Here is a 16,191-nt window from a genome sequence, read left to right as displayed (position 1 = left end):
GGGTTGGGATTCAGGCGTTGAATCTGAGAAAAAAGAACGAGATTCCGGTCGACGTCTACATTCCGTTCGTGGAAACCTTGTTTCGCGACGGGCTGACGCTTTCGATCGGCATTCTCGCGCAGACTTTCCTGATCGGCCTTGTCTGGTGGAAGAACGGCGATCCGCGGTATTTGCTGGTCGCGATCTCGATGGTTCTCGTCGGTGTGTTCCGCATGAGAAACTTTCGAAAATACAACAGCATGCCTTCGCCGACGACCTGGGAAGAAGCGCACAAGCGTGAGAATGACTACATTCTCTATGGCTCCCTGCATGGCTTGACGCTTGGCGCCTTCTGCCTGCTCGGCATCTATTTCGCGCGCGACGGTTTCGCCGAAATCGCCTCCGTTTGCCTGACGCTGGCGACGGCGACCTCCATCGCCGGCCGCAACTACGGCTCGCCGCGCATGGTCACCATCCTGACCATTGCCTTGACCTGGCCGATCTCGCTGGGCTTCCTGCTGCGCGGCGACATCTACCATGTCCTCCTCGGGCTCCTGTCGGCGCCGTTCCTGTTCGCCATCCGGAAATTCGCCAACACCGTACGCGATGTGCTTTTTGCGGCCGTCTCGGAAGAAAAGAAGGCCAACCGCATCGCCCAGCGCTTCAATCGGGCGCTCAACACCATGTCGCACGGCCTTGTCATGCTCGGGCCGGACGGCCGCGTCGCGGTGGCCAATGCCGAGGCCGCGCATTTGATGTCGCTCAAGTCGCCGGATGCGCTGCTCGGCCGGTCGATCCATGGTCTGTTGATGCGCGGTGTCGCCGGCGGCATGCTGGCGCCCAAGGATTGCCGCTACATCGAGGCGCAGCTGACGCGTGCCCTGCGCGAGGGCCGCGACCGCAAGGTGCTGGTTTCCCTCGCCAACGGCCAGCATTATGAGTTCTCGGCTCGCGAAGGCAGCCAGGAACTGGGCGTGATCACCTTCGAGGACGTCACCGCCCGTGTCGAGGCGGAAGACAAGATACGCTTCATGGCACGTTACGACAACCTCACCGGCCTGCCCAACCGCGCCTATTTCCATGAACTGGTCGGCGAGGCCATGGCGTCCGGCGATCGCGATCGTCTCTGCGGCCTGGCGGTGCTCGACCTCGACGATTTCAAGAGCGTCAACGACACGCTTGGCCATCCTATCGGCGACGGCTTGATCTATGCCGTTGCCGAGCGGCTTGCCGCCATTGCCAGGCAAGATATCACGGTCAGCCGTTTCGGTGGCGACGAGTTCATGATCTTCTTCGACCGCGTCGAGGATGAGAGCCATCTGACCAGCCAGCTCGACGAGATTTTCGCCGGCCTGCAAGGGGAAGTCGACGTTGCCGGTCACGGGCTACGCATCCAGGCCAGCGGCGGCGCGGTACTGTCGCGGGTCAAGGATACCGATGTCGACGCCATGATCGTCAAGGCGGACCTGGCGCTCTACAAGGCCAAGGAACTCGGGAAGAACAGCTGGCGGCTGTTCGAAGCCTCGATGGATGCCGCTTTCCGCAACCGTCAGCTGATGAAGGCGGATCTGCGCACAGCCGTGGAAAGCAAGAGCCTGCGGGTGGTCTATCAGCCGATCGTGGCGATGAGCACCATGCGCATCGCCAGCTGCGAGGCGCTGTGCCGGTGGGATCATCCCGATCTCGGGCCGATCTCGCCCAGCATCTTCATTCCACTGGCCGAGGAAATGGGCATCATTTCCGAGATCAGCACCTTCGTGCTGCAGGCAGCCTGCGCCGAATGCGCCAAATGGCCCGACCAGACCAGCGTCTCGGTCAATCTCTCCGCCAAGGATTTCCGCAGCCGCGATGTCATCCAGAAGGTTCGCGATGCGTTGGCCGGCACCGGCCTCGCCGCCTCCCGGCTCGAGATCGAGGTCACCGAAACGGCGCTGCTCGACGACAAGTCGCTGACGCGCCAGTATATCGAGGAGCTGAAGCAACTTGGCGTGCGCATCGCGCTCGACGATTTCGGCACCGGCTATTCGAGCCTGAGCTACCTGCACAAGCTGCCGCTCGACAAGATCAAGATCGACCGCTCGTTCCTGATGGACGTTACCCAGAATCCCCGTTCGCTCGAGCTGCTCAAGGGCATCGTCAACCTGTCGCGGCCGCTGGGGCTTTCGGTGACCGTCGAAGGGGTCGAGACCTTCGAGCAGCTCAAGATCCTGGCGCTGCAGGTCAAGCCTGATCTTGTCCAGGGGTTCCTGTTCGGTTCGGCGCTCAGCGCTTCCGGCATCGAGACGATGTCGAACACCGTATGGCCCTTCGCCAAGGATATCAGGACCGCCAAAAAGGCGGTACGTCGCTGATTTGCGGCGTATGGCGCATGGTGCCCAGGCACTGAGAGCCCATCCCTGTTTCCTTCAAGAGGCTCGAGGTTTCCCTGCACGTCGCGGGCCATGCCAAAATTTCCGCCGCTTCCCGTCATGTCCGAGATATGCTCTTTCCCCGTCGCGACGCAGAAAATCAAGAAAGCACTATTTTAGTCTTATTTTAGCAATTGTTAACCTTAACGACTGGTAAACGGGCTGCTTCCCATTTTCATCTTTTACATCCCAGGACCCTGTCGTAGTGTCGGATCGCGGCGGCAACGTACGGGGATTGAGTTGATGATTGTGCAGTTGAGTTCGCTTCGTCCCGTGACGGGCGAGGACGGCAAGGACGCCGCCGACACCATGTCCAGCTTCGCCCGCAACGTCTCGGCGATGCTTGAGCGGACAGAGTACCGCCGCTGCGACAAGGGCGAAGATCTCGAGGACATCTACCGCCTGCGCTACAAGTCATATCGCTCGAACGATATGGTTCCCGACAACGAAAACCATACCATTCACGATGAGCTCGACGAGGCACCGAATGTCTACCGCTTCGGGGTCTATATCGACCAGGAACTCGTCAGCACGCTGCGTATCCATCACGTCACCTTGGCGACGCCGATGTCGCCTTCCACCAAGGCCTTTGGCGACATCGTCATGCCGATGCTTCGTGACGGGCTGAGCTTCATCTGCCCCAGCCGTTTTGCGTCCGATCCCGAATGGTCGCGCGTCTACCCGCAGATTCCTTACTTGACCCTGCGACTGGCCGGCATGGCGTGCTTCCATTTCAACGCGCCCTACTGCCTGTCGACCATTCGTGAGGATCACGCCGGCTTCTACAAGCGTATCTACTACTCGGAGAAGATCAGCGAGTCGCGCGCCTATCCGGGCGTTTTCAACAAGGTCGTACTCTACCGCGCCGACGTCAACGCCATCCGCGAGCGGTCCTTCTCACGGTTCCCGTTCTTCCGCTCGACGCCAATGGAACAGCGCATGCTGTTCGATACGCCGCATGTCGGAGAACTCGCGCCGCTGACCATCCTGCCCACGGCAAAGTACTATCACGAAGCCGCCTGATACGGCAGGATTCACACGATTTTGCAGGGCCGACGGGGAGCCTTTTGGCGACTTCGGCGTTCTGGGTGCGGCCACGAGCAGCGCTCCGGGTCGATTCTGAAGTTTTTGAGGGAACCCGTCATGACCATTTCCACACTTGCGCTCACCCCGCTCATCTCGCTGATCGCCGGCGTGCTGATCCTGGTCATGCCAAGGCTGTTGAACTACATCGTCGCGCTCTATCTGATCGTCGTCGGGTTGCTCGGGCTATTTCCGCATCTAGCCGGCTGAGGGATTGCAACCGTCCGCCTCAACCGCTTCTGGGGCATCTTTCCGCGTCACGCATTGAGTTCGGCTCCGGCGCGTTGGCCGCCGGCTTCAAGTTTCCGTTGAGGCAGTTGTCGGTTGTTGTGCGGCAATAGCGCCATTGCTCTCGGCCCGGCTTTTCGCTATGTGCCTGAAAGATGTCTTCGAAGGGGTATTCCTATGGCTGATCACTCGCCGACCGGTCCTGTCGAACTGGGCGCGAAGATGGACTATGCCGAGCATGACCGCACCTATGCGGGCTTCCTCGCGCTGGCCAAGTACGGCTCGCTGTTTTGCGGCGCCCTGCTCCTGGCGATGGCCTTCGGCTTCTTCGCGGGCGGCTTCTTCTCGGCGACGATTTTGTTCGTGCTGATTCTGGCTGTCGGCGCCTTTATCCTCCGATAGATTTTTCCGACACCTTGTCCATGGCGCCGCCGCGAGGCCGGCCGGCGCCTTGCGGGAAATAGCTTCCGGCCGAAAGGATCATGCGGTGGGACAGACGGTTTTCATCCCTCGTGAACTCGATGCCAACGAGCCGCGCGTCGCGGCCTCGCCCGACACGGTGAAACGGCTCGCCGCGCTGGGCTTCGACGTCGTCGTCGAGGCCGGTGCCGGTCTGAATTCGCGCATCGTCGATGCCGACTATGCGAGCGCCGGCGCCGCCATAGGCAAGGCTTCCGATGTCGCCAAGGCCGATGTCGTGCTGAAGGTGCGTCGGCCCGGCGATGCCGAACTGAAGAGCTACAAACCCGGTACAGCGGTCATTGCTATCATGGATCCCTATGGCAACGATGCCGCCGTGGCAGCCTTTGCCAAGGCCGGCGTCACCGCTTTCTCGATGGAATTCATGCCGCGCATCACCCGCGCGCAGTCGATGGACGTCTTGTCCTCGCAGGCCAATTTGGCCGGCTATCAGGCGGTGATCGACGGGGCTTCGGAATATGATCGCGCGCTGCCGATGATGATGACGGCTGCCGGCACGGTGCCGGCGGCGAAGGTCTTCATCATGGGCGTCGGCGTTGCCGGCCTCCAGGCGATCGCCACCGCGCGGCGTCTGGGCGCGGTCGTCACCGCCACCGACGTTCGCCCCGCCGCCAAGGAACAGGTCGCCTCGCTCGGCGCCAAGTTCCTCGCGGTCGAGGACGAGGAATTCAAGGCTGCGGAAACGGCCGGCGGCTACGCCAAGGAAATGTCGAAGGAATATCAGGCCAAGCAGGCGGCCCTTACATCAGAGCACATCGCCAAGCAGGATATCGTCATCACCACCGCGCTTATTCCCGGCCGGCCGGCGCCGAAGCTGGTGTCGGCGGCGATGGTCGCCTCGATGAAGCCGGGCTCGGTGCTCGTCGATCTGGCGGTTGAGCGCGGCGGCAATGTCGAGGGCGCTGTACCGGGCCAGGTGGTGACAACGGCCAATGGGGTAAAAATCGTCGGCCATCTCAATGTGCCCGGCCGCATCGCGGCGTCAGCATCGCTGCTTTATGCCAGAAACCTGTTTGCCTTCCTGGAAACGCTGGTCGACAAGACGACCAAGACGCTTGCCATCAACCGCGACGACGATCTGGTCAAGGCAACGATGCTGACCGACGGCGGCAAGGTGGTTCATCCGGCATTCGTGAAGGCCGACCAGCAGCCCCATGTCGAGCCGGCCGCAATCCCGGCCAAGACCATGGTCGCCGACGCTTCGCCCAAGAAAGCCGCGCCCAAGAAGGCGGCCGCCTCCAAGTCGCCCTCGTCGAAGCCGAAAGGGATCGCGTGATGGACCAGACCCTGCAGAAAGCCCTGGACCAGCTCGACCAGGCTTCCGCCGCCGTCCGGCTGGCGGTGCAAAACATGGCGACCGCGCCTGGTGGTGCCGACGCTGCGGGTGATGCTGCGCATGCGCTCTCCGGGGGCGCCATCGATCCCTTCGTCTTCCGCTTCGCCATCTTCGTCCTGGCGATCTTCGTCGGCTACTACGTCGTCTGGTCGGTGACCCCCGCACTGCACACGCCGCTGATGGCCGTCACCAACGCCATCTCCTCGGTGATCGTCGTCGGCGCGCTGCTTGCCGTCGGCATCGCCGCCTCCGGCATTGCCGCGGGCTTCGGCTTCGTCGCGCTGATGCTGGTGTCGGTCAACATCTTCGGCGGCTTCCTCGTCACCCAGCGCATGCTGGCCATGTACAAGAAGAAGGACAAGTAGAGCGCCATGAACGCCAACTTCGCGTCCTTCCTCTATCTCGTCTCCGGCGTTCTGTTCATCATGGCGCTGCGCGGCCTGTCGCATCCGACCACCAGTCGCCAGGGCAATCTCTATGGCATGATCGGCATGGGCATCGCCATCGCCACCACGCTGGCGCTGGCAACCCCGTCAGCGGGCCGCTTCGGCCTCATCGTGCTCGGCCTTGCCATTGGCGGCGGCGTCGGCGCCGTCACCGCGCGGCGCATCGCCATGACCTCGATGCCGCAACTGGTCGCCGCCTTCCACTCGCTGGTCGGCCTCGCCGCCGTCATGGTGGCGGCCGCCGCCATCTATGCGCCGGAAAGTTTTGGCATCGGCACGGATGGTGACATCCACGCCCAGGCGCTGATCGAGATGAGCCTTGGCGTCGCCATCGGCGCTATCACCTTCACCGGCTCGGTCATCGCCTTCCTCAAGCTCGATGGCCGCATGTCGGGCAAGCCGATCATGATCGGCGGACGCCACTTCATCAACGCGGCACTTGCCATCGCGCTCGTCGTGCTGATCGTGCTGCTGGTCACCACGGAATCGAAGCTGGTCTTCTGGCTGATCGTTGCCGCCTCGCTGGTGCTCGGTATCCTGCTGATCATCCCGATCGGTGGCGCCGACATGCCGGTCGTCGTCTCGATGCTCAACTCCTATTCGGGCTGGGCAGCTGCGGCCCTCGGCTTCACGCTCGGCAATCTGGCGCTGATCATCACCGGCGCACTGGTCGGCTCATCCGGCGCGATCCTGTCCTACATCATGTGCAAGGGCATGAACCGAAGCTTCATCTCCGTCATTCTCGGCGGCTTCGGCGGCGAGACGGCAGCTCAGGCCGACGACGGCATCGAACGCACGGTCAAGCAGGGCTCGGCCGACGACGCCGCCTATCTGATGATGAACGCCCAGAAAGTCATCATCGTGCCGGGCTACGGCATGGCGGTTGCCCAGGCGCAGCACGCACTGCGCGAAATGGCCGACAAGCTCAAGGCCAATGGCGTCGACGTGAAGTACGCCATTCACCCGGTCGCCGGCCGCATGCCCGGCCACATGAACGTGCTGCTCGCCGAAGCCAATGTGCCCTACGACGAAGTGTTCGAGCTCGAGGACATCAACTCGGAGTTCGCGCAAGCCGATGTCGCCTATGTCATCGGCGCCAACGACGTCACCAACCCGTCCGCGCGGGACGACAAGTCGTCGCCGATCTACGGCATGCCGATCCTCGACGTCGACAAGGCGCGCACCTGCCTGTTCGTCAAGCGCTCGCTCGGCTCCGGCTATGCCGGCATCGACAACACGCTGTTCTACAAGGACGGCACCATGATGCTGCTCGGCGATGCCAAGAAGATGACTGAAGAGATCGTCAAGGCGATGGACCACTGATCGGCGATCGGCACTGAGACAAGCCAGGATGCGCCCGGCCTCGTGCCGGGCTTTTTCTTGGCGTGTCGGCTGTTCGGGGCTACGATGACGAATTCCTGTCCCACCGACGGGATTGTCGTCAACGGAGACGTTGGTGCCCGACCCCATCATCGCATCGCCGCCCGTCGGAAAAGCGTTGCGCAAGCCTGGCCAGGCGGTGGTGATCGTGCATGGCATGGGCGAACAGCGGCCGATGGATACGCTGCGCGGCTTTGTCCAGGCTGTCTGGAGCCACGACCCCAGCCGCGCGCCGTTTTATGCCCATGTCGCCGATCCGGCCGACCCCGCCGGCGCGAAGATCAACCAGAGCTGGATCACTCCCGACAGCCGGACCAATTCGTACGAACTTCGCCGCATCACCACGCCCTACGATGTCGATGGCCGTCGCACCGATTTCTACGAGCTTTACTGGGCCGACATCACGCAGGGCACGACGCGGGGCCGGCTTGCCGCCTGGGTGACAAACCTGCTGTGGCGCAAGCCCGACGACATACCGCCCGACGCCGAAAGCTCTATCTGGTCACGCTTCTGGCCGTCATCATCGTTCTGGTCGCGGCTCTCGCGCTTGCGACGTCGGTTTGGCAGCAGCAAATTTCGTGGACCGTCGGCGCGCTCGTCACCATCCTGGCCTCGTTCGTCATCTGGTCAGTGGACCGTTTTGGCCTTCCCTATTTCGGCGATGTCGCGGCCTATGTGCGCGCTGAAGCTGCAACCGTCGAGAAGCGGGCTCTGATCCGCAGCCGTGGTCTGAAGCTGCTGAAGCGTCTGATGATGGACGATACCTACGATCGCATCGTGCTGGTCTCGCACAGCCTCGGGTCGATGATCGCCTATGACCTGCTGCAGATCTTGTGGGCCGATTTCAGGCCCCGAAAACTGGAGGCCATCCGCGACAAGGCGAAACTGAAGGCGATCCACGCCATCGACAAGGCGACGCTCGTCGCCGGCTCGGCATGGCCCGGCAGCCTGGACGATCTTGCCGGCTTCAGGCGCCATCAGTGGGAACTCTATCGCCAACTGCGCACCAAGGACGACAACCATGGGCCTTGGAAGATCAGCGATTTCGTCACGCTTGGCAGCCCGCTGACCCACAGCGAATTTCTGGTGACGCACAATCTCGCCGAATTCAGACGCGGCATCGCCGAGCGTCTGTTCTCGGCATGTCCGCCGGTCGCCGAGGGAGCGGCGGCCGGTGGCACTGTGCTTTATCAGGAAGGGCGCAACCGTTCTTCGGGCAAGCCGCAGCGCGCGGTGCATCATGGCGCGGTGTTTGCTGCGACGCGCTGGACCAATATCTTCGACCGCGGCAACGGTTGGCTGACGGGGGATCCGATCTCCGGGCCGATGGCGGAGAATTTCGGCCCGGGCGTGGAGAACATCCAGGTCGAGCTGCGCGGTTGCCTCGGCCGTGTCTTCACCCACACGCTGTACTGGTCGTTGACGGCGACCGGTGTCGAGGTCGGCGATCGGCCGCGCTTGCATCTTGCCGTGCTGCGCGACGCGGTCGACCTCGGTCGCAAACTGGAGCCGAGCCAAGCCGAAGCACCGACGATTCCTCCCCGAAAATAGGAACGGATTTCAGCGAACGGGGGCCGAGGCAGCGCTGTGCGATAATTTCAAAGCAAAGCCACTCCGGGCGGGCCGGAGTGGCTTTGTTGCAAGTGCAGTTCAGCGGTTGGCGATAAAAACCGCCTCCTCATCGTCGCGCTGCCTGCCTCCGAGGGCCGCGGCGGCACTGGCGATAAAGGCGCCGATGGCCAGCGAGAGCGCACCAAGCAGGGCAAACGTCGCACTGGCCTTCCTGGCGGTGTCGGCGGCCTGCTGCGCCTTGAGCTTGGCGTCCTGAGCCTTGGCGAGGACGGCATCCACCCGGGTCCTGGCGTCTGCTTCAGAAAGCCCTGTGCGGACGGCGACCAGCTGCGACAGATACGTTTTGTCGTCTGCGGAAACCTCGCCTGCCGCTGCACCGGCGATCAGGATGCGCGAAGCCTGACCGACCGCAGCCGCATCGCTGTCCGGATTGGCGGCAGCCAGCCTGCCCGGATCAGCCGGACGGAACAGCGAATCCACCAGGTAGGAGGTCGCATTGTCTGCCGATGTGCTGTCGGCATTGGCCGAAGCTCCCGCCGATGCGCCCATGGCCGCGCCAGACGCGATGGTGGACACCGCCTGCACGCCTGAGCCTATCGCAGCGGAAAGCGCGGAGCCAAGCACGCCGACGACGAGCAACGTGGCCAGCGCCCAGGCAAGAAAGCCGTGTGCGGTGTCCCGGAAATAGACTTCATCGGTGTGGATGCCGACCCATTTGGTGCGCAGGCGTCCGGCAAGATAGCCGCCGACGCCGGAGGACAGCCATTGCACGATGACAAGCCAGATCGCGGTGGACGCCGCGAAAGTGGTGACAGATGCGCCCGATCCCGACCATGGCGACACCATGGTCAATCCCAGCCCCGAACCGAGCAGCATGAGGATGAGGGTCAATGTCGAGGCCGCGAAGGCTCCGGCGATGATCGGTCCCCAGCTGACGGCGGTGGAGGAGGACTCGGTTGAGGCGGAAACATCGACCGCCGACAGGGTGGACTGCATGGAAGCCCCCTATCGTACGAACAGCATGATCAGAATGATGATCGGAATCGGAATGCCGAGCAACCAGAGCAAAATGCCACGTCCCATGGAGGCCTCCTGTTAGAATATTGTGAATCGATGTTGTCACAATGTTCCAAGGGAACTTCCGTTCCGGCGCGTTGTAAAATGATTTTCTTGCCGCCAGCGGAACATTGGCGCGCCGCAGCGCGCCAATTGAGATTTAATGTCCAGATCAGATGTCCAGATTGGCGACCGACAGCGCGTTGTCCTGGATGAACTCGCGCCTGGGTTCGACCTCATCGCCCATCAGCCGCGAAAACAGCGAATCCGCATCGGTCGCGTCATTGACCTTGACTTGCAGCAGCGAGCGCACGTTCGGATCGAGCGTGGTTTCCCACAGCTGTTCGGCGTTCATCTCGCCGAGACCCTTGTAGCGTTGCATCGTCAGGCCCTTGCGGCCGGTCGCAAAGACCGCGTTGAGCATCGCCAGCGGCCCCGAGATGGTTTCGGAGACATCCTTGCGGCGCAGCACCGGCGGCGACCCGTAGACCTCGCTGAGGCGCTGTGCGTAGCGGTCGAGCTGGCGTGCGTCGGCCGAATTGATCAGCGCCAGGTCGAGATGCGCGTATTCCTTGACGCTGCGCACCGTGCGCTCGAACACATAGCCGCCGACGCCTTCATTCGAGGTCGACATGCGGCCGGTCCAGCCGCGCTCGGTGTCCTCGGCGATGATGTCGAGGCGTTTTGCAATCCGCTCCGCCATGTCGTTGGCGCGGCCGAGATCGGTGAACACGTCCGGGTTGAGCCCGCCGGCGATCGCCGCCTGCTCGACGACGCCTCTGTTGTAGCGCGTGTGCAGGCCGTTGATCAGCTGGCGCACCGCCAGCGCATCGTCGATCGCTCCGCGCAGGTCCTGTCCGATGCGAACCTCGCCCGAGCCGAGCGTAAGCGATGCTTCCTCCAGTCCCGAGCCGATCAGGAACTCTTCGAACGCGCTCTCGTCCTTGATGTATTGCGAGCTCTTGCCGCGCGTCACCTTGTAGAGCGGCGGCTGGGCGATATAGAGATGGCCGCGCTCGATCAGCTCCGGCATCTGCCGGAAGAAGAAGGTCAGCAGCAAGGTTCTGATATGGGCGCCGTCGACGTCGGCGTCGGTCATCAGGATGATCTTGTGGTAGCGCAGCTTGTCGGCGTTGAACTCGTCCTTGCCGATCGAGGTTCCGAGCGCCGTGATCAACGTGCCGATCATGTCGGAGCCGAGCATGCGGTCGAAGCGCGCCCGCTCGACATTGAGGATCTTGCCGCGCAACGGCAGGATCGCCTGGTTCTGGCGCGAACGCCCACCCTTGGCCGAGCCGCCGGCGGAGTCGCCCTCGACGATGAAAATTTCGGACTTCGCCGGGTCGCGTTCCTGGCAGTCGGCCAGTTTGCCGGGCAGGGAAGTGACGCCGAGCGAGCTCTTGCGGGTGATATCGCGCGCCTTGCGCGCCGCTTCACGCGCCGCCGCGGCCTGGATCACCTTGTCGACGACCACCTTGCCTTCGCTCGGATGTTCTTCAAGCCAGGTGCCGAGCGCTTCGTTGACCAGGCCTTCGACGACAGGACGGACCTCCGACGAGACCAGCTTGTCCTTGGTCTGCGAGGAGAATTTCGGATCTGGAACCTTGACTGAAAGCACCGCCGTCAGGCCTTCGCGGCAATCGTCGCCGATCAGCGAGACCTTTTCCTTCTTGGTCAGGCCCGACGATTCGCCATAGCCGGTGATCTGGCGCGTCAGCGCGCCGCGAAAGCCGGCCAGATGCGTGCCGCCATCGCGCTGCGGGATGTTGTTGGTGAAGGCCAGCACGTTCTCGTGGTAGCTGTCGTTCCACCACATCGCCACTTCGACGGTGATCCCGTCGCGCTCCGCCTTGATGGCGATCGGCTTGTCGATCAGCGGTTTCTTGACCCGATCGAGATATTTGACGAATTCTTCGAGGCCTCCGTCATAGTGCAGTTCATGGCGCACGACATCGGCGTGACGGGCATCGGTCAAAATGATGCGCACGCCGGAATTGAGGAAGGCAAGCTCGCGCAGCCGGTGTTCCAGCGTGCCGAAGTCGAACTCGACCATGGTGAAGGTCTCGGCCGACGGGAAGAAGGTGATCTGGCTGCCGCTGCGGCCCTCATAGGTGCCCGGCTGCTTGTCCTGCTCATAGCTGCCGGTCGCCTTCAGCGGTGCGTCGGCATTGCCATGCGTGAAACTCATCTCGAAGATCTGGCCGTTGCGGCGGATTTTCAGCTTCAGCCACGCCGACAGCGCGTTGACCACCGACACGCCGACGCCATGCAGGCCGCCCGAGACCTTGTAGGAATTCTGGTCGAACTTGCCGCCGGCATGCAGCTGCGTCATGATCACTTCGGCCGCCGAAATGCCTTCTCCGGTGTGGATATCGGTCGGAATTCCGCGGCCATTGTCGATCACAGTGACCGAACCGTCGGGGTTGAGCGTCACGGTGACGAGGTCGGCGTGACCGGCCAGCGCCTCGTCGATGGCGTTGTCGACCACCTCATAGACCATGTGATGCAGGCCCGAACCGTCGTCGGTATCGCCGATATACATTCCGGGGCGTTTGCGGACAGCATCCAACCCCTTCAAAACCTTGATGGAATCGGCGCCGTATTCGGCTTCAGCGCCGTTGTTGTTGTCGATCTGATCGCTCATGAAAACCTGTTGTCTGGATGCCGCTTGCACAGCGCAAAAAATCCGCGCCGAATCGCGCCTCTGATATCGACTAGATATAGGCGCAAAAGGCGGTTTTTCCAAGGTTTGCAGGCATTTCACGGGGAATCAGCCGGCTGTCCACGACAGGCTCTCGCCAAGCCCTATTTCACCTTGGCCAGCCGGTCCTTGAGAAACTTGATCATGAACTTGTATCGTGGCGCCAGCCGCCCGCTACGGTCGAGCTCCAGCGTCATGTCGAGCGCTTGCGAAAGCACCGTCTTGGGGTTCTTGGCGACCTGAGCGTAGTCGATCATGGCAACCACCAGGTCGCGCTGCCAGGTAGCGTTGTCCGGATCTGCCTCGGCAAGCCGCTGGCGGATGTCCAGGCTGTCCTGGAAAGCCTGCCGCGCGCCTTTGACGTCGCGCTGCTTGGCCTTGAGCATGCCGATCTCTGACAGCGTGATCGACAGGTCGCGTTGCCAGTCGGCATTGGCTGGATCGAGCTTGGCCAGTCGGTCGGCGATAGCGAAACTGTCTGTATAGGCGTTGAGCGCTCCGGCGCGGTCGCCCTGAATCGCCAGAATGCCCGCTACTTTTTCCAAGCTGACCGAGAGGTCGCGTTGCCAGTCGGCGTTGGCAGGGTCACTGGCCGCCAGCATGCGGGCTATCGAGAGGGCTTGCCTGTAGGCGGCGAGGGCTGCCGGCCAGTCCTCTTGATCGCTCAGCGCATTGCCGATCTTTGCGTTGCCGACCGACAGGTCGCGCTTCAGCTCACTGTTGTCGGGGTCGCGGCCCACCAATTGTTCGACGATCGCATGGCCCGCTTTATAGGACGCGAGTGCGCCCGCCGCGTCGCCGCGCTCGCGCTTGAGGTCGCCGATCGTATCATGGCTGACGGAGACATCGCGTTGCCGCTCGGCGTCCCGCGGCTTCTTCTCGGCCAGCGCCAATCGGACCTTCAGGCTCTCCTCGTAGGCCATCTGGGCGTTGTCCAGTCGCCCCATGACCCGGGCAAGGCCGCCGATCTCGTCATAGGTGATGGTCAGGTCGCGCTGCAGCTCGGCGCGCTCCGGTTCATTATCGGCAAGTTGCTTCTTGATCGACAGGCTTTCCTGGTAGACTTGTGCGGCGCTGGCCAGATCGCCTTGCGTCACCAGCACGTTGCCGATCTTGTCGTCGACCATGGCGAAGTCCCCGAACCATGGCAGCCGATCGGGTTCGGCAGCGGTCAAATCCCTGAGCATGGTTCTGGCGGTCCGATAGTTTTCCAGCGCTTCCGGCAGGTCCCCTTGCGCCAGCTTGACGTTGCCGAGCTTGATGTGGCTGACGGCAAAATCGCGCTTGACGCTCGGGTCGGTTTCCCGGGCCGAACGCAGCTCGAGATTGGATACCAGCGCTGCAAAGGCGCGGCCTGCCGCATCGGTGTTGCCGACAAGGGTGTAGAGCTTGCCGAGTTCGTCCAGCGTGCGGATCTGGCGGTCGGCCTGGTCCAGGGTCAGATCGGTCTGCCCGGCCTCGCGGTAAAGAGCCAGGACCGATTCATAATCGTTGATGGCCGTGGCGTAGTCGAGGTCGGCGCGCGCCGCACCGCCGGACAGGAAACGCGTCGCCGCCTCGGACAGCGTGCGGCCGACGAAATTGGCCTTCAAGGCGTTGCGCGAAACATTGTCGATGTCGGCGGCCTTTGCGAGGATGGCGCGAGCCCCATCGAAGGCGCCGAGCGAAAGCTGCTCCTCGGACTGCCGGCGCAGCTCCGTCACCTGCGGATCATCGGAGGCCAGCGTCCTCATTTCGCCGCGCACCTTGACGAAGGCGTCCGCCGCCTCGCGCAACCGGGCATTCAGGCTGTCCGCCGAAAGGTGGCTGGCGTCGGAACTGATCAGCACGCCGTAGAGAGGCGCCAGCGGCATGCCGGCATCGCTGGCAACCTGCTCGACCTCACCGCGCATTTCCGGCGTTACGTCGGCCATGGCAAGCAGCAGGCGCTCGCGCTCCGGCAATTGTTCCTTGGCGGCCGCGGCAAAGAACAGCTTCGGCAGGCCGCTCTCGACGTAAGGCAGCTGTTTGCCCCGCGACAAATCGTAGACCTCCTGCTGCACCAGCGTCAGCACCGAGCGGATTTCGAGCCCGCTGGTGCCGAGATATTTGGTCAGCGCCGTGGTGAATGGCGAGTTCTGGCCGGTTCCGTCGGCCGCCGTCTCGCCGGGTGCTGCCGAGAAAGCGAACAGGATGTTTTCGGCGCGGCCAGTCCGACCAAGCCCCGGCCGGACATTTTCCACGACATCCTTGACCAGCGACGTCGCGCCGCGCCCGTCACCCACCGTGCCCGAAAACGGATCGCTCCGGCAGGCGTCGAGCATGATCAGGCCGACCTTGGCAGTGGCGGCCACGCTGTCGCGCACCTCCTCTAGCGGCAGGCTGGTCTTCTCCAGCGCATCAAGCGAGGAGGCGTCGGCATCGACCGGCAGCAGCCGGTTGTCGCCCGAGATTTCGACACCGTGGCCGGAGAAATAGACCAGCGCCACGTCGGCGCCTTTGGCATCCTGGCGAAAATCGTCGAGCGCGCGGCGCATGCGCCTGAGGTCGCGATTGGTTTCGAGGACGACCTCGAAGCCGAGCTTCTTCAGCGCCGCTGCCATCGCCTCGCCGTCATGGACCGGATTGGCAAGCGGCCGGATCAGGCGGTAGTCGTCGTCGGCGATGATCAAGGCCACGCGCCGCTCAGCCGCCGCGGTGGCGGTGGTCATGAGCATCAGCAGCAAGGCAAAAAGCAAACGCAAGTCGAACCGCCCCCCGGCTTGTCCATTTGCGCAAACATTCCACCTCTTTATGCCATGAGCAAGCCGGGCTTTTTGCGGAAGACCAGCGTTTTCAGGCAGCCCGCATAGGCTTCAAAGCCTCGCTCCAGCGCAACAGCTCGTCGAGCATGGTTTTGGCTCCGCCCTGCACCTGTTCGCCGGCGTTGAAAGCGCCGTTCTCGTCGAGCAGTTTCTGATACATCGGCAGGGCGACGCCTTCCGAGATCGGCATGACACCCACCGAGGTCAGCAGCGGCTTCAGCGCTTGCGCCGCGCGCAGGCCGCCGGAGACGCCGCCATAGCTGAAAATGGCGGCAGGCTTGTACTTCCATTCACGCGAGAGATAATCGATCGCGTTGACGATCGCCGGCGCCACGAAATAATTGTATTCCGGCGCCACGAAGACGAAGGCATCGGCGGCATCGATCGCTTTCGACCAGGCCTTGGTATGGTCGTTCTGGTAATTGCCGAGTCTTGGATGGTGCGGTTCGTCCAGCACCGGAAGCTTGAACGTGTCGATGTCGGTCAGTACCGGCTCGAATTTTCCATGCTCGCGCGCGAACGTCTCCAGCCACTTGGCAAAAACCGGTCCTGCGCGGCCTGGCCGCGTGCTGCCGATGATGATGTTCAACTGGTGCTTCAAGCTGGGCTCCTGCGGTAGCGGTATCCATTGGTGACTGCCACCTAGGGCATGCCGCTCGGGGCAACAAGAAGGCACCTCACGGTAACCGGTCACGTTCCGGAGAGCAGGGCCTTGCCGTACGGTCACATGGACGCCTGC

At 62.9% G+C, this 16,191-nt stretch carries 13 protein-coding genes; 9 read left to right on the top strand and 4 right to left on the bottom strand.

Annotated elements, in window-relative coordinates:
* Positions 1 to 17 precede the first annotated feature (17 nt).
* From NKJ00_RS12470 to NKJ00_RS12430, 9 genes are all read left to right on the top strand, one after another.
* Entirely contained in the window at positions 18 to 2,330 is a 2,313-nt protein-coding gene (locus NKJ00_RS12470) for a putative bifunctional diguanylate cyclase/phosphodiesterase (protein WP_352629866.1), read from the top strand.
* 300 nt (positions 2,331 to 2,630) lie between these two features.
* Positions 2,631 to 3,410: an N-acyl amino acid synthase FeeM domain-containing protein gene (locus tag NKJ00_RS12465; RefSeq protein WP_013528206.1), complete on the top strand. Its 780-nt coding sequence runs from the start codon at positions 2,631 to 2,633 to the stop codon at positions 3,408 to 3,410.
* A 120-nt stretch (positions 3,411 to 3,530) separates the two neighbouring features.
* A complete protein-coding gene (locus NKJ00_RS12460) occupies positions 3,531 to 3,680 on the top strand; it encodes a DUF3096 domain-containing protein (protein ID WP_013528205.1) in 150 nt (49 codons plus the stop codon).
* Between the two features lie 195 nt (positions 3,681 to 3,875).
* Positions 3,876 to 4,100, top strand: a complete 225-nt coding sequence (locus NKJ00_RS12455) for an aa3-type cytochrome c oxidase subunit IV (RefSeq protein WP_013528204.1) — start codon at positions 3,876 to 3,878, stop codon at positions 4,098 to 4,100.
* Positions 4,101 to 4,185: 85 nt separating this feature from the next.
* Positions 4,186 to 5,454 carry a Re/Si-specific NAD(P)(+) transhydrogenase subunit alpha gene (locus NKJ00_RS12450; protein WP_352629864.1) on the top strand — a complete coding sequence of 423 codons (1,269 nt, stop codon included), beginning with the start codon at positions 4,186 to 4,188 and terminating at the stop codon, positions 5,452 to 5,454.
* Positions 5,454 to 5,879, top strand: a complete 426-nt coding sequence (locus tag NKJ00_RS12445; protein WP_006339983.1) for a proton-translocating transhydrogenase family protein — start codon at positions 5,454 to 5,456, stop codon at positions 5,877 to 5,879. The genes NKJ00_RS12450 and NKJ00_RS12445 overlap by 1 nt, the downstream gene beginning before the upstream one ends.
* A gap of 6 nt (positions 5,880 to 5,885) precedes the next feature.
* Positions 5,886 to 7,283, top strand: coding sequence for an NAD(P)(+) transhydrogenase (Re/Si-specific) subunit beta (locus NKJ00_RS12440; RefSeq protein ID WP_352611587.1), 1,398 nt, complete (start codon positions 5,886 to 5,888; stop codon positions 7,281 to 7,283).
* A 133-nt stretch (positions 7,284 to 7,416) separates the two neighbouring features.
* A complete protein-coding gene (locus tag NKJ00_RS12435) occupies positions 7,417 to 8,055 on the top strand; it encodes a hypothetical protein (protein WP_352629862.1) in 639 nt (212 codons plus the stop codon).
* Positions 7,971 to 8,891, top strand: coding sequence for a hypothetical protein (locus tag NKJ00_RS12430; RefSeq protein WP_352629860.1), 921 nt, complete (start codon positions 7,971 to 7,973; stop codon positions 8,889 to 8,891). Before NKJ00_RS12435 ends, NKJ00_RS12430 begins: the two co-directional genes overlap by 85 nt.
* A 99-nt stretch (positions 8,892 to 8,990) precedes the next feature.
* On the opposite strand, the gene NKJ00_RS12425 is transcribed toward NKJ00_RS12430, so the two are convergent.
* The 4 genes from NKJ00_RS12425 to NKJ00_RS12410 form a co-directional block, all read right to left on the bottom strand.
* A complete protein-coding gene (locus tag NKJ00_RS12425) occupies positions 8,991 to 9,908 on the bottom strand; it encodes a hypothetical protein (protein WP_352629858.1) in 918 nt (305 codons plus the stop codon).
* A gap of 232 nt (positions 9,909 to 10,140) precedes the next feature.
* Complete coding sequence (gyrB, locus tag NKJ00_RS12420; protein WP_023811500.1) at positions 10,141 to 12,612, bottom strand: DNA topoisomerase (ATP-hydrolyzing) subunit B; 2,472 nt, start codon at positions 12,610 to 12,612, stop codon at positions 10,141 to 10,143.
* Positions 12,613 to 12,773: 161 nt separating this feature from the next.
* Positions 12,774 to 15,392 (bottom strand): caspase family protein, encoded by a 2,619-nt coding sequence (locus NKJ00_RS12415; protein WP_352611585.1) that lies wholly within the window; start codon positions 15,390 to 15,392, stop codon positions 12,774 to 12,776.
* A 91-nt stretch (positions 15,393 to 15,483) separates the two neighbouring features.
* Positions 15,484 to 16,053, bottom strand: a complete 570-nt coding sequence (locus NKJ00_RS12410; protein ID WP_023811502.1) for an NADPH-dependent FMN reductase — start codon at positions 16,051 to 16,053, stop codon at positions 15,484 to 15,486.
* Positions 16,054 to 16,191: the final 138 nt, after the last annotated feature.

Origin of the sequence: Mesorhizobium sp. M0227 (genome assembly GCF_040321855.1) — a bacterium.
GTDB lineage: Bacteria > Pseudomonadota > Alphaproteobacteria > Rhizobiales > Rhizobiaceae > Mesorhizobium.
Note: the sequence above shows the minus strand (reverse complement) of the source record. Positions and strands in the feature narration are given on the sequence as shown.